Origin of the sequence: Salmonella enterica subsp. arizonae (assembly GCF_008692845.1) — a bacterium.
In the GTDB taxonomy this organism is placed as follows: domain Bacteria; phylum Pseudomonadota; class Gammaproteobacteria; order Enterobacterales; family Enterobacteriaceae; genus Salmonella; species Salmonella arizonae.
Map to the genome: position 1 here is coordinate 481743 of NZ_VXJW01000001.1, position 16769 is coordinate 498511.

14 protein-coding genes and 4 pseudogenes are annotated in these 16769 nt (G+C 49.4%); 7 read left to right on the forward strand and 11 right to left on the reverse strand.

What is annotated here, in order from left to right:
- Window positions 1-415: 415 nt before the first annotated feature.
- Window positions 416-1642 (forward strand): type III secretion system effector, encoded by a 1227-nt coding sequence (locus F4V61_RS02530; protein WP_001116828.1) that lies wholly within the window; start codon window positions 416-418, stop codon window positions 1640-1642.
- Between the two features lie 222 nt (window positions 1643-1864).
- On the opposite strand, the pseudogene F4V61_RS02535 reads toward F4V61_RS02530, so the two are convergent.
- A pseudogene (locus F4V61_RS02535) lies at window positions 1865-1942 on the reverse strand (amino acid ABC transporter permease); the annotation flags it as partial.
- Between the two features lie 19 nt (window positions 1943-1961).
- On the opposite strand from F4V61_RS02535, the pseudogene F4V61_RS02540 reads away from it, so the two are divergent.
- Window positions 1962-2267: pseudogene (locus F4V61_RS02540) on the forward strand (amino acid ABC transporter permease); the annotation flags it as partial.
- A 128-nt stretch (window positions 2268-2395) separates the two neighbouring features.
- Window positions 2396-3058 carry a class I SAM-dependent methyltransferase gene (locus F4V61_RS02545; RefSeq protein WP_000683311.1) on the forward strand — a complete coding sequence of 221 codons (663 nt, stop codon included), beginning with the start codon at window positions 2396-2398 and terminating at the stop codon, window positions 3056-3058.
- A gap of 266 nt (window positions 3059-3324) precedes the next feature.
- Here the strand turns inward: F4V61_RS02545 and cybB are convergent, their stop codons facing one another.
- The 3 genes from cybB to hrpA all read right to left on the reverse strand — a co-directional run bounded on the left by cybB (window position 3325) and on the right by hrpA (window position 8738).
- On the reverse strand, window positions 3325-3855 hold the full coding sequence (gene cybB, locus F4V61_RS02550; protein WP_000527272.1) for a cytochrome b561: 531 nt from the start codon (window positions 3853-3855) through the stop codon (window positions 3325-3327).
- A 116-nt stretch (window positions 3856-3971) separates the two neighbouring features.
- Entirely contained in the window at window positions 3972-4772 is an 801-nt protein-coding gene (locus F4V61_RS02555) for a YdcF family protein (RefSeq protein WP_079781784.1), read from the reverse strand.
- Window positions 4773-4835: 63 nt separating this feature from the next.
- Window positions 4836-8738 (reverse strand): ATP-dependent RNA helicase HrpA, encoded by a 3903-nt coding sequence (hrpA, locus tag F4V61_RS02560; protein ID WP_080161130.1) that lies wholly within the window; start codon window positions 8736-8738, stop codon window positions 4836-4838.
- A gap of 200 nt (window positions 8739-8938) precedes the next feature.
- Here hrpA and azoR point away from each other — a divergent pair, with 200 nt between their 5' ends.
- Complete coding sequence (gene azoR, locus F4V61_RS02565; RefSeq protein WP_080161105.1) at window positions 8939-9544, forward strand: FMN-dependent NADH-azoreductase; 606 nt, start codon at window positions 8939-8941, stop codon at window positions 9542-9544.
- Here azoR and F4V61_RS02570 read toward each other — a convergent pair.
- From F4V61_RS02570 to F4V61_RS02595, 6 genes and pseudogenes are all read right to left on the reverse strand, one after another.
- A complete protein-coding gene (locus F4V61_RS02570) occupies window positions 9541-9990 on the reverse strand; it encodes a GFA family protein (RefSeq protein WP_058114374.1) in 450 nt (149 codons plus the stop codon). The genes azoR and F4V61_RS02570 overlap by 4 nt on opposite strands.
- Window positions 9991-10135: 145 nt before the next feature.
- Window positions 10136-10525: pseudogene (locus tag F4V61_RS02575) on the reverse strand (phosphatidate cytidylyltransferase); the annotation flags it as partial.
- A complete protein-coding gene (locus F4V61_RS02580; RefSeq protein WP_080161104.1) occupies window positions 10522-11118 on the reverse strand; it encodes a CDP-alcohol phosphatidyltransferase family protein in 597 nt (198 codons plus the stop codon). The pseudogene F4V61_RS02575 and the gene F4V61_RS02580, both read right to left, overlap by 4 nt.
- A gap of 145 nt (window positions 11119-11263) precedes the next feature.
- Complete coding sequence (locus F4V61_RS02585; protein WP_079835900.1) at window positions 11264-11587, reverse strand: YdbL family protein; 324 nt, start codon at window positions 11585-11587, stop codon at window positions 11264-11266.
- Between the two features lie 7 nt (window positions 11588-11594).
- The gene (locus tag F4V61_RS02590) at window positions 11595-11786 is read right to left on the reverse strand and encodes a YnbE family lipoprotein (RefSeq protein ID WP_079829499.1); all 192 of its coding nucleotides are present in this window, start codon (window positions 11784-11786) and stop codon (window positions 11595-11597) included.
- Window positions 11786-14422, reverse strand: a complete 2637-nt coding sequence (locus tag F4V61_RS02595) for a YdbH family protein (RefSeq protein WP_080161103.1) — start codon at window positions 14420-14422, stop codon at window positions 11786-11788. The genes F4V61_RS02590 and F4V61_RS02595 overlap by 1 nt, the downstream gene beginning before the upstream one ends.
- A gap of 266 nt (window positions 14423-14688) precedes the next feature.
- Here F4V61_RS02595 and F4V61_RS02600 point away from each other — a divergent pair, with 266 nt between their 5' ends.
- Together F4V61_RS02600 and hslJ are read left to right on the forward strand one after the other, a co-directional pair.
- Window positions 14689-15678 (forward strand): 2-hydroxyacid dehydrogenase, encoded by a 990-nt coding sequence (locus F4V61_RS02600; protein ID WP_080161102.1) that lies wholly within the window; start codon window positions 14689-14691, stop codon window positions 15676-15678.
- A gap of 110 nt (window positions 15679-15788) precedes the next feature.
- Window positions 15789-16199, forward strand: a complete 411-nt coding sequence (hslJ, locus tag F4V61_RS02605; RefSeq protein WP_000725236.1) for a heat shock protein HslJ — start codon at window positions 15789-15791, stop codon at window positions 16197-16199.
- 43 nt (window positions 16200-16242) lie between these two features.
- Here the strand turns inward: hslJ and F4V61_RS02610 are convergent, their stop codons facing one another.
- Window positions 16243-16509, reverse strand: coding sequence for a putative hemolysin (locus tag F4V61_RS02610; RefSeq protein WP_001200678.1), 267 nt, complete (start codon window positions 16507-16509; stop codon window positions 16243-16245).
- Between F4V61_RS02610 and F4V61_RS02615 the strand changes: the two are divergent.
- Window positions 16425-16686 (forward strand): annotated as a pseudogene (locus tag F4V61_RS02615) (reverse transcriptase). The gene F4V61_RS02610 and the pseudogene F4V61_RS02615 overlap by 85 nt on opposite strands.
- Window positions 16687-16769 lie beyond the last annotated feature (83 nt).

Here is a 16769-nt window from a genome sequence, read left to right on the forward strand (position 1 = left end):
CTGCATCTTAGCAATAACAGCTCTATCTGGTATTAAGCCAGCCTGTGCTCACGCCAGTACACTAAATCAATAAATGCACCTTTTTAAATATTTTCCTTAGCCAGGATAACACTCAATAATTATAGCAGTCAGATATTATGCACCTGATATTAATTTGGGGTTGTTGATGATATATTTACTTTAGTAAAAAAACAATAAATACTGCATATAATTTATTGATTACAACCAATTGTTAAACCATGACAATAAATAAGAAAGCATTAAATATCGAACGAAGATACTGTCAAATTTATACTACACATAGGCCTTGCAAATAATATACATTATTTACCTGATTATCTTTTCTGCTAATATTTGCTAAGTGATATCTGCTAAAATATTTTTGTTTACTGTTTTATATAAGCAGGAGGTTACCATGCCATTCAGTGTCGGTCAGGGTTATTTCACAACTTCTATCAGCGCTGAAAGATTTAACGCTATAAAGGAAAGCTCATCCACTCCGGAAATGAGCTTATGGGAAAAAATTAAAGCATGTTTTTTCTCCACGTATCATGCAGATGCCCTTGAATGTATCTTTAAACTTTACCACTATGAGGAGCTGAATTTAACACCGGTACAGGTTCGCGGAGCATATACCAAACTCCGTGCACTAGCCTCTCCGGGATGTAAAGACCAGTTTATTATAGAATCACAAGAGCAAACCGATGAATTGATTATTAAAGGGGATAATAATTCAATTCTTTTATCTGTTAAGGTTGAATGTCATTCGGAAGCTTTTAGCCTCGCCAAAGAAATCAATAAATTATATCCCAAGATAAAAAACACTTCTTTAGGCGACATTAGCAGGCTGGTGATTTTTGGCGACAGTTTGTCTGACTCAATGGGACGCATGTTTGAAAAAACACATCATATGTTACCCTCCTATGGTCAATTCTATGGCGGAAGATTCACTAATGGATTTACCTGGCCTGAGTTTTTATCATCTCCTCAATTTTTAAGTAAGAAGATGATTAATTTTGCCGAAGGGGGAAGTACATCGGCAAGCTATTCATGCTTTAATTGCATAGGCGACTTTGTATCAAATACGGACAGGCAAATTGCATCTTACATTCCTTCCAGCCAGGACCTGGCCATGTTTTTATTGGGAGCCAATGACTATATGACGCTACATAAAGATAATATAGCAATGGTCGTTGAGCAACAAGCTGATGATATTGAAAAAATAATTTCTGAAGGGGTTACTAATATTCTGGTCATGGGAATTCCCAATTTGTCTTCGACTCCCTATGCAGTACATTCTGATGATAAAAGAAAACTTGAAGATGAAAGTTTTGCTCACAATGCCTTGCTGAAAAAGTATGTTACACAATTAAAAGAAAAATACCCGCAGCATAGGATATGCTATTTTGAGACCAGTGATGCATTTAATCAGATAACTGCTGTGGCCAATGGTATAGGTTATGATACGGAAAACGCTTACACTCACCATGGTTATGTTCATATTCCCGGGACTAAAGATCCTCTGCTAGATATAAGTCCGCGATATATCTTTAATGACTCTGTTCATCCAACTCAGGAGATTCATAATTCTTTTGCTATAATACTAGAAAATTTTATAGTTAATCATTATTCTAATGTATAATATCTTACCTACTACTGTACGCTCTGACTGAAACGCTATTCAATATCATAGCGTCAGTGGAGCAAGAATATGATGTTATCTTTACTGGCGATTGACCAATTAGTTGATGCATAGTCTATGTTCAGTAAAACGAAAATGGATATATTTATCGAGGCGCCACGCATTATCATTTTTTTACCTATTATGGTTTATGTCAAACTGACATTCACCTGTCACAGTTTAATATTTTTTCAATGCGTTATAGGTAGTTGTCATGTAAGCAGCATTATATGCTCCGACATTTAATGTGAACCCTGCTACTCCACGTTAAAAGAGGACAGCAATCGTTCAAGGATTTAACAAACGACAGGTGTTATTGTTGATTATATTACCTCCGGCATTGCTGTCTTCTATTCCAGATTTAACCAATTAGGTAATTAATAATCTTAAAGACAGCACTATCGTTTTCCTTATCCCATACATAGAGTTTTTTGCGCGTATTCAGGGGGTCGCTGCAACTAACTTTAAATTTTTCCATGCTTATCTTTTTGCCGCTGTAGTATATCTTATAGGAGTTACCTTTATTGTCATTTTGACCAGACTTTTGGAATGTAGATTACTTCGCCATTACGATCAGGATCGCTGAGTTAGGATACTTAATATACACAGCAGCTTTCATTCTCAGTATACAATTACTCACCCTCCTGATTAATGCTTGCCTAACGATTGCTTCATTGTTTTAATCTCATTGCGAAATTATTTAGTGAGAGAACAATGAAGCATACACAACAATCAGGCGCAAAAGTCTATAACTCATTCACGCTTAGCTTATATGACTGGTGGGTATTAAATATCTCAAACAAATATGCCTGGAAGTGTCCTACTGATACGCGACTACTTCCTTTTTTCCTGCATCATATGGGCGAGACTCACCTGGATATTGGCGTAGGTACAGGTTATTACCTGAAACATGCGCCTGCAACCCATGCCATTTCACTGATGGATTTGAATCCGGATAGCCTGAAAATAGCCGCCAGCCGAGTGGGTGAAACGAAAATCCGCGCCGCACTACAACATGATATTTTCGACACGTTTCCGGCGGACTGGCACGGACGCTTCGATTCCGTTTCTATGTACTATCTGCTGCACTGTTTACCCGGTGAGATGACAACAAAAGCGAAGGCAATTAAAAATGCCGGTATGGCGCTTAAACCAGGCGGCACGCTTTTTGGCGCGACTATCCTGGGCAAAGAGGTTACTCACAATGCCTTTGGCAAGAAATTGATGGCTGTTTACAACAAGAAAGGCATATTCAGCAACACCAATGATTCAGCCGATACGTTACGCAGCGTGTTGGATGAACACTTCGCAAAGGTCACTGTCGAGCAACACGGCACCGTCGCGCTATTTTCCGCGACCTCGCCTCGTTTATCATAGCTGCTTCTCGCCCCGCCCATCGGGCAGAGACATTTTCAGGGTTTAACCCATTGATTAAATATTGGATTACGGGATAGCAATTGTTTATTTTATTTGTCATACAAATAAGTATAATACCCGCTTCCGATGTAGACCCGTTCTCCTTCGCCTGCGTCACGGGTCTCGGTTAGACGCAGGCGTTTTCTGTATGGAATCCCCCCACTGATACATGCCTTGTTTGCCTAAAGCGGTTAACCCCACCTGCGGCAAATATCATACTGGAAAGGTCAGGAACGCTTACGCGGCATCATCCGTAACAACGTGTTGTCTTTCCAGAAATAGTGGTGCATCAAAGCTGCGATGGCATGAAGTCCAATAACAAAATAGCCCAGATTCGCCAGCGTGACGTGCCAGGATTTCAGCATATCTACGCGTTCAAAGTTAGCTTCGGCGGCATGGGGCATAGCAATGCCAAATGCGACCCAGGGATTACCGCGGTTATACATCATCACCAGACCAATAACAGGCAGCGCTATAAATAGCAGGTAAATCACCAGATGTCCTAAATGCGCCATTCCGGTCATCATCGGTTTTGGACGAGGAACAATGGGCGGCGTGGGATATTTCAGCCGAATAAACAAGCGTGCCACCATTAAAAGCAAAATAGTGATACCACATGAAACGTGCGTCATATTAAACCAGGGCCGATAACTACGCGGCGCAAAACCGCGTAGTTCCATCGCGGCGTAAGCCACAATAACCAGAAAAAAGACTAACCAGTGAATACCAATTTGCAGGCCGGAATACTTATTGCCCATAGCGCGTCCTGAATGAAAACCGTAAAGCGACAACATAACCAGCTTTTATAAATAATTCATCAAATTTATGAGATAGTGGTCGCACTCGCCCGTTCACCCTCGCAAACGGGCGATTTTTAGCGTAAGGCTCGCTGATTTAACGCATTGCGCAGCGTAGTATCTGCCTGCAATACCTGCCATGCGGTTTCAATATCGCGTGGGATATCAACGTGAATGATAAAATCTTTACCACGCGGCCCATATCCTGTTTCATCGTCACGCAAGCGTGGCAACTCGCCGGCAATCAAAGACAGGTAACGCTCCACCGTCCAGATACCCTCTTCAACATCGGCAAAACGTGTACCGCCATTAAGATGGCGCAGTACCGGAACAAAACCAGGAAAACTCAGCCAGCGCGGCGCATCGGTGTCGTCGTTTGTCACGCGCCGGAACGTCGCGATAGTGCGCCGCTGCATAGTGGGGTCTTGCACAACGATAGCCGTGTTAATGTTTTCTTTCGCCTGACGGAGCAATGCGCAGGAGAAACGGGCATTTTCGCCGCAATTAGTCGACTGATCTTCCAGCCAAATTTTCTCAGCCGGAATATGCCAGAACTGGTTCGCAATATCAGCGAGGATAGCGGCTTCGGCGCGTCCGGTTGTACGAATAGTATGGTAGCGCGGATGCCGGGCGATCGCGGAGTACAAAAACGGCGTTGAATGACCAATGCCGCCGCTAATCAGTAAAGGAACACCCTGCGCTTTGGCGATGCGACAGGCCGCGTCGATAGTGGGGATCACCGCATTGCCCGCCAGGACGACGCAATCCGACGAATAAAGTTGTTCGCCGGAAAAATCATTTTGCGCCAGCCACTGTCCGACGGTATTCACCGCCAGCAATGTTTCCGCAGAGAGCGCCGGAAATGGCGTTGTATTCATAATTCCTCCTTTTTGTTCCGAACTTGTACCGGATCTCTTTGAAAGACGTCGTCGCCTGGCTTTTTAGGCCGTAATCTGATCCATGGCCTGTAAAATACGCTTATCGGAAATAGGATAAAGCGTACCGAGCTGTTGCGCGAAATAACTGACACGCAGTTCTTCAATCATCCAACGGATCTCTTTAACATCATCATCTTCGCGACGCGCTGGAGGCAATTTATTTATCCATTGTTGCCACGCCTGCTGGACGCTTTCGACTTTCAGCATTTGCGCCCGATCGCGGTGCGGATCGACAGCCAGTTTCTCCAGCCGCTTTTCAATTGCCTGCAGATAACGCAGCGTATCGCCGAGACGTTTAAAGCCGTTGCCAGTCACAAAACCACGGTATACCAGACCGCTTATCTGCGCCTTGATATCGGAAAGCCCCAACGCCATGCTCATATCCACCCGCCCTTTCAGACGCTTATTGATGTTGAATACGGTCGTCAGGATCCGCTCAACCTGCTTCGCGATATCCACCACAGTATCATTCAGCCCGGCGCGTACCTTTTCGTGCAGCGCGGTGAAACCTGCTTCGCTCCACACCGGTCCGCCGTTGGCATCTATCAGTTTATCTACCCCGCAGGCGATACAGTCATCAATCAACTCCAGTACTTTGCCGTACGGGTTAAAGTACAGCCCCAGCTTGGCTTTATTCGGCAATTTCTCATGCAGATACTTAATCGGTGAAGGAATATTGAGCAACAGCAGACGGCGTAAACCGCACCACATCGCCTGTTGTTGTTCCAGCGGATTATCGAACAATTTAATCGCGACGCTGTCACGCTCATCCACTAACGCCGGCCATGCCTTCACTTTGTAATTACCGCGTTTCTGTTCGTAGCTTTCCGGCAACGCACCGAAACTCCAGATATGCAGTCCGCTCTGCTCGATGCCGTCATCCGCCACCGCCGAGAGCGTCTCCTGCACTTTACCTTTCAGCGCATTTTTGAGTTCGCCGAGCGAACGCCCTTCCTGCAACTTCTTGTTTTTGTCATCCACAACGCGGAACGTGATTTTCAGATGCTCGGGCACCTGATCCCAATGCCAGTCTTCCCGATCGACCGTGACGCCGGTCATCCGGCGCAGTTCACGCTCCAGTGCGTCCAGTAACGGCAGCTCCAGCGGCATTACGCGACCTAAAAACGCTTCAGCATAGTTTGGCGCCGGAACAAAGTTGCGACGTACCGGTTTTGGCAACGATTTAATCAGCGCAATAACTAATTCACGGCGTAACCCTGGAATCTGCCATTCAAAACCGCTCTCATCCACCTGGTTAAGTAGCGGCAACGGAATATGGACAGTCACGCCGTCAGCATCCGCGCCCGGTTCAAATTGATAGCTCAAACGCAGCTTGAGATTGCCCTGGTGCCAAAAATTCGGGTAATCCAGTTTGCTGATTTTTTCCGCGCCTTCTTTAATCAGCATACTTTTTTCAAAGTTGAGCAGATCCGGCGTCTCGCGGCTGATTTTTTTCCACCAACTATCAAAGTGGCGGGCGGAAATAACGTCATGGCTAATACGCTGGTCATAAAACTCAAACAGGGTATCGTCATCCACCAGGATATCGCGGCGGCGAGATTTGTGCTCAAGTTCCTCGACTTCCGCACGCAATTTTAGATTCTCACGGAAGAAGGCATGACGGGTTTGCCAGTCCCCCTCCACCAGCGCATGGCGGATGAACAACTCGCGACACAACGCCGGGTCAATCTGGCTGTAATTCACCTTGCGCGCGGCGACAATCGGCAGACCGTAGACGGTGACCTTTTCCGTCGCTATCACCGCGCCTTGCGCTCGCTCCCAGTGCGGTTCGCTATATGAACGTTTAATCAGATGCTGGGCTACCGGTTCCACCCATTCTGGCTCAATGCGGGCAGCGATGCGCCCCCACAAACGGCTGGTCTCCACCAGTTCTGCGACCATTGTCCATTTCGGCGGTTTTTTGAATAAACCGGATCCTGGGAAAATAGAGAATCGGGCGTTACGCGCGCCGGTGTACTCTTGCTTATCGGCATCTTTCATCCCGATATGCGACAACAGCCCCGTTAACAACGCAACGTGAATTTCCCGGTACTCTGCGGGTTCGCTGTTTACCGATATCCCCAGTTCTTTTACCACCTGACGCAGTTGGGTATAGATATCCTGCCACTCACGCACGCGTAAATAGTTCAGATAGTCAGTGCGACACAGACGGCGGAATTGATTCGACGACAGTGCCTTTTGCTGCTCGCCGAGGTAATTCCACAGGTTGACAAACGCCAGGAAATCGGACTCCTTATCCTGGAAGCGCCGGTGTTTCTCATCGGAAGCCTGTTGCTTGTCCGCAGGGCGCTCGCGTGGGTCCTGAATAGAGAGCGCGGAAGTAATGATCATCGCTTCGCGTACACAGCCATGCTTTTGCGCTTCCAGAACCATACGCGCCAGTCGCGGGTCGACCGGCAACTGGGATAATTGTCGGCCCAGCGGCGTCAGCTTATATACCGTCTGCTGTCCGTCGGCGGTAATCGCCCCCAGCTCTTCCAACAAACGCACGCCATCCTGAATATTGCGCTTATCCGGCGCTTCGACAAACGGGAAGGCGGCAATGTCACCCAGCCCCAGGGCGGTCATCTGCAAAATAACCGACGCCAGGTTGGTACGCAGGATTTCCGGGTCGGTAAATTCCGGACGCGACAGAAAGTCGTCTTCGGAATACAGACGAATGCAGATCCCTTCCGATACGCGCCCGCAACGCCCTTTACGCTGGTTGGCGGAAGCCTGTGAGATCGGTTCAATCGGCAGGCGCTGCACTTTGGTGCGGTAGCTGTAGCGGCTGATGCGCGCTGTACCAGGATCGATCACATACTTGATCCCCGGCACCGTCAGCGAGGTTTCCGCCACGTTAGTCGCCAGCACGATACGGCGTCCGCTGTGCGACTGGAAAACGCGGTTCTGTTCGCTGTTCGACAAGCGTGCATACAGCGGCAACACTTCGGTATGCCGTAAGTTCAGCTTGTTCAGGGCGTCGGCGGTATCGCGGATTTCCCGCTCTCCGCTCATAAAAATCAGGATATCGCCGGGACTTTCACGTCCCAGTTCATCAACGGCGTCGAAAATTGCCTGTAACTGATCGCGTTCAGTGTCGTCAGCCTCTTCAACGATGGGGCGATAACGAACTTCTACGGGATACGTTCGGCCAGAGACTTCGATAATCGGCGCGTTATTAAAGTGGCGCGAGAAGCGTTCCGGGTCGATGGTCGCAGAGGTAATAATTACTTTCAGATCGGGACGACGCGGCAAAAGCGCGTTCAGATAGCCGAGCAAGAAGTCAATATTCAGACTGCGTTCATGGGCTTCATCAATGATGATGGTGTCATACTGCATCAGCAGCCTGTCCTGCTGGATTTCCGCCAGCAGGATACCGTCCGTCATCAGCTTGACCATGGTGTTGCTACTTACATGATCGCTGAAACGAACTTTATACCCGATGCAGCCGCCCGGCTCCGTTTGCAGCTCTTCGGCAATACGGTTAGCCACAGTGCGCGCCGCCAGACGGCGCGGCTGCGTATGGCCAATAAGTCCTTTAATTCCGCGCCCCAGTTCCATACAAATTTTCGGCAACTGGGTGGTTTTACCAGAACCGGTTTCCCCTGCCACGATCACAACCTGATGGTCGCGAACCGCTTCCAGGATGTCCTGTTTCTTCTGGCTAACAGGCAGGTTTTGCGGATAAGTGATTGGGGGCCGCGCCGCTTCACGCAGGACGACTTGCGCCGCAGCCTGTTCAATTTCTTTCGCCATCGTCTGATAAATGGCCTGTTGCGCATCAGGATTTTTCACTTTCTTCACGCCATGCAGGCGACGGGCAAAGCGCTGCCGGTCGCGCAGCATCAGCAAATCCAGCCGCTGCTGTAACATATGAAGCGTCAACGTAGATTGTTCTGTCATAAGGATCTTTGGCAGCATTCTGCCTGTTTAAAATCGTTTTAAATGATAGGTATAGAGTACCACACTGGGGCTTTTTGTGCGTTGTTCAATAATTTCGAACAAAGGGTTCGATATATTGCGCTATCTCTGCCGCGCAATTGTGAATAAAGTGTCAACAAGCAACGGGGAACGCCCCTTCAAACACATAAAAGGAAACACCCATGAGCAAGGTATTAGTTCTTAAATCCAGTATTCTAGCAGGGTACTCTCAGTCTGGTCAGTTGACTGACTATTTTATTGAACAATGGCGCGAAAAACACGTGGCAGATGAAATTACTGTCCGCGATCTGGCGGCCAACCCTGTTCCGGTGCTGGATGGCGAACTGGTGGGCGCGATGCGTCCAGGCGATGCGCCTTTAACGCCACGTCAACAGGACGCTCTGGCGCTGTCCGATGAACTCGTTGCTGAACTGAAAGCCCACGACGTCATCGTTATTGCGGCGCCGATGTACAATTTCAATATCCCGACGCAACTGAAAAACTATTTCGACCTGATTGCCCGCGCTGGTGTCACCTTCCGCTATACCGAAAAAGGACCAGAAGGTCTGGTAACCGGCAAACGCGCAGTGGTTCTTTCCAGCCGCGGCGGTATCCATAAAGACACCCCGACGGATTTGATTGCGCCTTACCTGAAAGTGTTCCTTGGTTTTATCGGTATCACCGACGTGAATTTTGTCTTTGCCGAAGGCATTGCCTACGGGCCGGAAGTGGCGGCTAAAGCCCAGTCCGATGCAAAAGCCGCGATTGACAGCGTAGTGGCCGCTTAAATATTTTTGCCTCCCGTTGCGACGGGAGGTGACGTCTTCGGTTCGTAGCGCAAATATCCTACCACGCCGCTACTGCCGCCATCGCTGGGATGCGTTACCCCATCATTGACTTCAACGCAGGCGAAATCAAAAGGTGAGACATTTTCAATGCACGCCACATTGACCCCATATTGATCGGGATTAGATCGGCGCTGATGAAAAGTATATATCCCGCATACCGAACAGAAAAAGTGCACCGCCTTGCCCGTATTGAAGCGATATTCGGTAAGCTTATCCTGCCCCTTTACCACTTTAATACCCGATAGCGGCGCAGACACTGTCACCGCTCCGCGCATCCGGCAAAACGAACAGTTGCAGCGCCTGGCGGTATGAAAGCCATCGCTAAGTTGAACGGTAAACACGACGCTGCCACAATGGCATGCAGCAGATAAGTTTTCAGATGTCATACCCGGTTACTCTCGCACATAGTGATACCAGTCAACAGTATAGAAATGGCGTTTCCGGTTCGCCTAATTTAAGTAAGACCTCCGTATGTCTGTTGTTGAAGCTCAAGCAGGCTGTGCCTGAGATCGTCCATAAATTGCTTTTTTTCACCATGCGCGCCGGTAAAAATAAGAAGACATAAACCGGGATAAACACCACGAACATGCCGTACCAGCCAATTCCAATCAGCCAATAATTGATGGGAATCGCAATGAACATCCACAACAGCGGCATTCGGTCAGAATGACGGGAGGGAACCAGCGTCAGAAATTCTTTTAGCGCCATAAAACTGAGTAACGCAAAAAAGGTCAATGCCAGCCAGGTCGGACTCAATAGCGCCAGCGAAAACAGAATAATGATTAGCCACCAGGTCCGAATGCGTAGCGTCAATTCGCGCCAGTCCTTATCAGGACGACGCCACACCAGAATTTGATTTACCAGAGTGGCAACCAGCAAAAGCGCAAAGATGACGAGCAGGGATTTTTCCAGCAGCATCATTTGACATTCACCGAAATTAATGCGCTTCGACAACGGTTTACTATCGTCCAAAGCAGCAGTACGAGGGCAATACTCCAGACTATATTGCTCCACTGCGCCGCCTGAGGCCAAAAGGTCAGCGCCAACCCCCCTGCGCCAAACACCAGCGCTCTGTCACTTTTGCCAAACGGTCCGGCATAACTACGCACGCCGTTAATCGTTTGCGCTAATATTCCGCAAAACTCACTCATCACCATCGCCAGGAGCATGGCGAGCACTAATGGCGCGCTGCTGTCAGCCAGAAAAAGAAACGGCAGGTAAAGCGCGATGTCTGAAATCACATCGCCCGTTTCATTCAGAATGGAGCCTAAACGAGATTGCTGGCCGCATTCGCGCGCTAACATACCATCCAGCGCGTTGAGCGCCATGCGCACAAATAACACGATGGGCAACAGAAAATACAGGGGCCATACAATCAATATCAGGCCGGTCGAAATTGAGAGGACCATAGCGGAAAGGGTGATCTGATTGGCTGTAATATGATGCCGATATAGCCAGGCCATTACGGGGCGAAGCAGCGCCTGAAAAGCAGGTTTAACTTGATAAAGCGTCATCGATATTCTCTAAAAAATGACTCAACGCGAGACACTCCATCAGAGATGACGCCGCACGGCTATCCTAATTCCCGCGCAAACGGCTAAATTCAGAAATTATCAATATAAAAATGCATTTTGCGGTGAAAAAGTTGGCAGGAAGTGGCTATTTACGCAGCCATTTACCATTAATCCCCTGTACATATTCTCCCGGTCTGGCGCGCTCAACCAGTTTTTGTCCGGCCATCTTCGCCACCTCGTCTACAGGAAGATGATTGTTATCCGCTAACTGCTGATAACTGGCGCGACGGGCGCGATTAATATCAAGCACCAGTTTCTGGGTTTCAGCATCATTTTTTAAGGCCACCAGATAACCATTCAGCGTTTCCCCTACCCGCCCCTGCGTGCGTGCCTCATCCAGGGTTAAGGCCCACACAGACGATGTGAGCAAACTCAACGTCAGCCCCCATAATATTAAATACTTTTTCATCATGGCCTCAGAATAGATCGCTGCGTGATTTCAAAAGTTCTTCAACATCTTTATCCACTTTGATGTGAATTTCATGCTCAATCTTTACATTCATGTTGATGGTAATCGGCTGTTCCGGCGCGGCGACTTCAATACGTGGCGTGCACCCCACCACCATAAATGACGCAAGCGCTGACAGCATGGCAATAATCATTTTCATTATTTATCCTCACAGTCCTTGTCTTTCCGGCAAGGAGGTTGCGGCAACGCTGTATTTTGTTCAAGCCATGCCTGTAAATTGTCGCCAAAACGCAAACTGCGCCACAGCGTAAACACATTTTCTTCATGGGTATAGTTCAAGTTAACGATCGCGGTTTTACCATCTACCCGGCTTTTGCCGGTAATGGCCGCCTGCATCGTGAGTACGCCCAGGTTATCAACGTTAATTTTTGTCCATGAATGCGTAATCTCCATATAACGTAGCCAGTTAATGGCCGAGCCTGCCGTGACATTATCTTTTACCACCGCATCCGCAGTATTTTTATCGATACGCAACGTCATTGGCCCGGGATTCGTAAGCCAGCCATCTTTGATTATCCATTTTTCATTGTTCAGCCACAGCGGCAGCGCGCCGCTTACCGGACCAGACATGGCGAATTGCTTCGGATTTATGGCGCTAATCAATTCGCTGGATGAGATATTCTGCACCCGTAAAAGCGCCGGATCGTGCTGCGGCATCCGCAACTGTTTCATAATGATTTTACCGCCCAGCACGTCTACGCTGACATCGCTTAGCAGTAATGGATTCGACTCACTCCAGGGATAACTTCCCTGTAAATCGGCGGTGATATTTTTCGCCGTGACCTGGTTTACTATCTCGGCAATACGCAGCGAGACGGGGCCACGCGTGCCTAATTGCCACGCGCCTTTATGGAAGCGAAACGGCAGGATGAAATCGACGCCGTTGATTTTGTTATCCGGCATCCAGGCGTTACCGCCTTTTAATACGCCGTGTCCTCCCGCTTCAAACCCCTGCCCCTGTGCCGCGGAAAAGGCAACCTGCGCATACAATGAGCCTTCGCGCAGCGTCATTTTCCAGTCCGGCGGGAGCAGCGGCTGAAAAACGATAAGCGATTGCTTCGGCCACCAGGCCTGTCCGCGAAGGCGTTCGCCATCCCAGCGTCCATTCAGCCGTACCGGCCTTATCGCCCCCGCCCGAAGATCGCCTTTAAACTGGAACAGGGTCGGTTCGCGACCTTCGACGCTAAAATTAACGGTAGAAGGCGGCAGCACGCTTCCGCTGGTAAATATGGTTTTTCCCGCCTCCAGAGACAGCGCGCCCTGTAACGACGGTGTTTTGTCGTCACGAACCCAGACAATGGGTTTATCCAGGATCAGTCTTGGCGATGTGACAGTCATCGCGCCATATTGCAACCGATCAAAACCGGTAGACAGACTGGTCAGCCGGATGGTGTTATCGCGCCATTCGCCCTGCCCGGCGATATCCCAACGGGCGTGCATTGGCGTAAAGCTTCCTTGCCCCCAATAGCGCCAGCGCCAGCGCCCTGCATCGGGGAGAAAATCATTCGCAAGGCCATCAAGATGAAGAACGAAATCGCCCATTTCATTTTCATGCGCCCGTAAAATAGCCTGTAACCGACCATCCACGCCGCGCTGCGTCACCCTGACGCCCGCCAGCGGCCAACGAATTTCATCAATATCTAACGCATCAATCACCCGTCCGCGTGAACGCAGCAATGCGCCTGGCGCAAAAGCGAGCTGCGGATCCGCCAGGCTGCCGCGGAGCATGGCGGGCAAAACGGCATAAAAGATTAAATCCTTCTGTTTGGCCTCGCCAGTAAGCTGTAAAGGCATTGCACTGCTATCCATACTGAGTTTTCCCGGCCCGATAGTCAGTACAGCGTTCGCTTTCCCTGCATCGCCATGGGTCAGTATATTCAGGCGACCGCTGACCCGCGCATTGTCCAGCCCTGCCTGCCAGTTATCGATATTAAAAGCCAGACGTCCGCTCAGTGGGAATCCCCGGTATGGCCAGTTCCAGCGGCCATCACTGATGGTCAGCCGCTGGCGCGTTACCGCCCACGGGAGATCGAGAATTGGATCAGGATTGCCTCGCGCCATCACGATGAGTTGTCCGGCGTTATCACGCCATTCCAGTTCCGCATCCACCAGCGACGGTTCCTGCGGCAAACGCAACGTCGCCGCCGCATAACCGCTTACCGGCAGGCCATCCGGTACTAGCGGCAACGTAAACTCCCCCGCCAGACTGACAGGAGGTTGGTTCGCCAGCGCGGCGATCTCCAGTTGGCTCACCGTCAACGCCTGACCGTGTAGCTGCCCCTGAAATTTTACTTTTTCGCCCTGATAACGTATCTGCTGAACGACCGGTGTCATGGAGATCGCCAGTTTCCCCTGCCATTCCGGCCAGGGCGCGAGAATGACATTATCGATGTTAATCCAGGTATTTGGCAGCATTGACTGCCACTGCGCCAGGGTACGCGGCGCGGCGGGAGAGGCTTCCGAGGCCGGCAATTTCGCCAGGCACGCGGCATCCAGTTCCAGGCTTTTGATGTTCAGCAACCACCGACTGGGGTGCGTCAGTTCCGCCTGGGTAATATGGGCTAACGGACAATCATTCACCAGATAGCGAAGATCGGGGATCACTACCCCATGACGCGTCAGGCGAGGACTTTCTTCCAGGGCGATACGGGTGCCGACAGGTAGCCAGATTCCAGCCAGAGTGGGAACCCACAGTCCCAGGGTCATCAGCAGCGTCAGCGGCACAAGAAACAGCAGTAACAGTAGCGCAAGGGCGGCTTTATATTTACCCTTCATGGGCCAATAATTTCCTGATTTAACGAAAAATTAAGTCGGCTATCCTTTTATTTTGGCATGATTGCCCGTACATAGCCTAGTAGTTCATGTTGAAAACGGGTAATGCGTTATGATCATTGCGGGGCCACATGCCTGCCATTTAAGGTATCCGGGGGAGTGATAGCCTAAAATTATTCATTATATGTATGACTATCAATTATTTTTGATTTTTTGTAAGATAATTTTAATCGTATTTATGTGATTCTAACATCACTGGAGAAGGTCATATGAAACTCGCCGTCTATAGTACCAAACAGTATGACAAGAAATATCTACAGCAGGTGAACAAAGCGTTCGGTTTTGAACTGGAGTTTTTTGATTTTCTGCTGACGGAAAAAACGGCGAAAACTGCCAATGGATGCGAAGCGGTTTGTATCTTCGTTAATGATGACGGGAGCCGCCCGGTACTGGAAGAGCTGAAAAAACACGGTGTGAAATACATCGCGCTGCGTTGCGCCGGATTTAATAATGTCGACCTGGATGCCGCTAAAGAGCTGGGTTTGCAGGTGGTGCGCGTTCCGGCTTATTCACCGGAAGCTGTCGCCGAACATGCGGTTGGCATGATGATGACATTGAACCGCCGTATTCACCGTGCTTATCAACGCACCCGCGATGCTAACTTTTCTCTGGAAGGACTAACCGGCTTTACAATGCACGGAAAAACCGCTGGCGTCATTGGTACCGGTAAAATCGGCGTTGCCGCGCTACGTATCCTGAAAGGCTTCGGAATGCGTTTACTGGCGTTTGATCCCTACCCCAGCGCCGCTGCGCTTGACCTCGGCGTAGAGTATGTGGATCTGCAAATGTTGTTTGCCGAATCGGACGTGATTTCCCTGCACTGCCCGCTCACGCCGGAAAACTACCATTTGCTGAACCATGCGGCATTCGATCAAATGAAAGATGGCGTTATGGTCATTAATACCAGCCGTGGCGCGCTGATTGATTCCCAGGCGGCTATCGACGCTCTGAAGAATCAGAAAATCGGCTCGCTGGGAATGGACGTGTATGAAAACGAACGCGACCTGTTCTTTGAAGACAAGTCAAACGATGTTATCCAGGATGATGTTTTCCGCCGCCTGTCGGCCTGTCATAACGTACTGTTTACGGGGCACCAGGCATTCCTGACGGCAGAAGCGTTGATCAGCATCTCTGAAACCACGTTACAAAACCTAAGCCAGCTTGAGAAGGGTGAAACCTGCCCGAACGCGCTGTTCTAATCCTGTCGCTCCCCTGCGCACAGGGGAGCATTTTCGGATAACCCCTGAAGATCTATCCGGTCATATCATTACCATAGTCAGTGTTAACTATCAGATTACAGAGAGTATCAATGAAGAAAATCGTCACGCTGGTCGCCTTGAGTTTCATGATGACGGGTTGTGTGAGCAGTGGAAAAGTGTCCGTCAAACGCGAGCAGTTGGAACACCACCGCTTTGTTCTGGAAAGCGTAAACGGTAAAACAGTCACTGGCCCGGAGCTTAGCTTTGGCGAGGACATGACGGTATCCGGTAAAATGTGCAATCAATTCACCGGCGAAGCAAAACTGTCGGATGGCGAGTTAAAAGTGAAAAACGTAGCGATGACCCGTATGGTGTGCGCCGATCCGCAGCTTAATGCGTTGGACAGCATCATCAGCGAGGTCTTCAGCAAAGGCGCGCAGGTGGATTTAACCGCAAACCAATTAACGCTGGCGACGGCGAAAACAACGCTGATGTTTAAGCTGGCGGATTTAGCACACTAAGCCATTGTGCGAAGAGTTATATGCGCCAGGTGAAACGTCGCGCTTAATAACTCCCGCAGCTCCCGGCGGCAAGCGACTGTTCGTTACAACGTTTGCCGTTAGGAAGCGCGCACATAGCAATCACTGAACCATCAAGCTGCCGGGCCGCTGAAAGCGAACCGCCAATCATAGCGCAATTCGCTTCGCCGGCGCTGGACATCGCCGCTTTCATCCCTGGCGAAACATGTGCCGCGGTTGCCTGCTGAACAGGTTCGCTACTGCAAGCCGACAATAATAACGCGGCACATCCCACCCAAAACGCTGCGCGCATTTCTCTCCCCTCTAGTTTATTCATCCAAACGATACCGCCCTAAATAATAGGTAGCAGAGTTTGACGCGTCGAGAGGCAACGCGCGCATTTATGCGGTTCATTAACATTTATTGGCAATTTCTTACTTCTTTTCGGCGAGAAACCGTCATTCTCCTCCCGCCAGGGACACAAAAGTGAAAATGGGGCTTGAAGGGCTTTGCTAAAATAAAGGGATAACTACAGGATGCGCTCACGATGATGCGTGTCCCTCTTTTTTGCGC

Coding starts and splice junctions, on each gene's coding strand:
- azoR (WP_080161105.1), top strand. CDS start 8,939: ATGAGCAAGGTATTAGTTCTTAAATCCAGTATTCTAGCAGGGTACTCT.
- hrpA (WP_080161130.1), bottom strand. CDS start 8,738: ATGACAGAACAATCTACGTTGACGCTTCATATGTTACAGCAGCGGCTG.
- F4V61_RS02585 (WP_079835900.1), bottom strand. CDS start 11,587: ATGAAAAAGTATTTAATATTATGGGGGCTGACGTTGAGTTTGCTCACA.
- F4V61_RS02595 (WP_080161103.1), bottom strand. CDS start 14,422: ATGAAGGGTAAATATAAAGCCGCCCTTGCGCTACTGTTACTGCTGTTT.
- cybB (WP_000527272.1), bottom strand. CDS start 3,855: ATGGGCAATAAGTATTCCGGCCTGCAAATTGGTATTCACTGGTTAGTC.
- hslJ (WP_000725236.1), top strand. CDS start 15,789: ATGAAGAAAATCGTCACGCTGGTCGCCTTGAGTTTCATGATGACGGGT.
- F4V61_RS02555 (WP_079781784.1), bottom strand. CDS start 4,772: ATGAATACAACGCCATTTCCGGCGCTCTCTGCGGAAACATTGCTGGCG.
- F4V61_RS02580 (WP_080161104.1), bottom strand. CDS start 11,118: ATGACGCTTTATCAAGTTAAACCTGCTTTTCAGGCGCTGCTTCGCCCC.
- F4V61_RS02610 (WP_001200678.1), bottom strand. CDS start 16,509: ATGCGCGCAGCGTTTTGGGTGGGATGTGCCGCGTTATTATTGTCGGCT.
- F4V61_RS02590 (WP_079829499.1), bottom strand. CDS start 11,786: ATGAAAATGATTATTGCCATGCTGTCAGCGCTTGCGTCATTTATGGTG.
- F4V61_RS02570 (WP_058114374.1), bottom strand. CDS start 9,990: ATGACATCTGAAAACTTATCTGCTGCATGCCATTGTGGCAGCGTCGTG.
- F4V61_RS02545 (WP_000683311.1), top strand. CDS start 2,396: ATGAAGCATACACAACAATCAGGCGCAAAAGTCTATAACTCATTCACG.
- F4V61_RS02600 (WP_080161102.1), top strand. CDS start 14,689: ATGAAACTCGCCGTCTATAGTACCAAACAGTATGACAAGAAATATCTA.
- F4V61_RS02530 (WP_001116828.1), top strand. CDS start 416: ATGCCATTCAGTGTCGGTCAGGGTTATTTCACAACTTCTATCAGCGCT.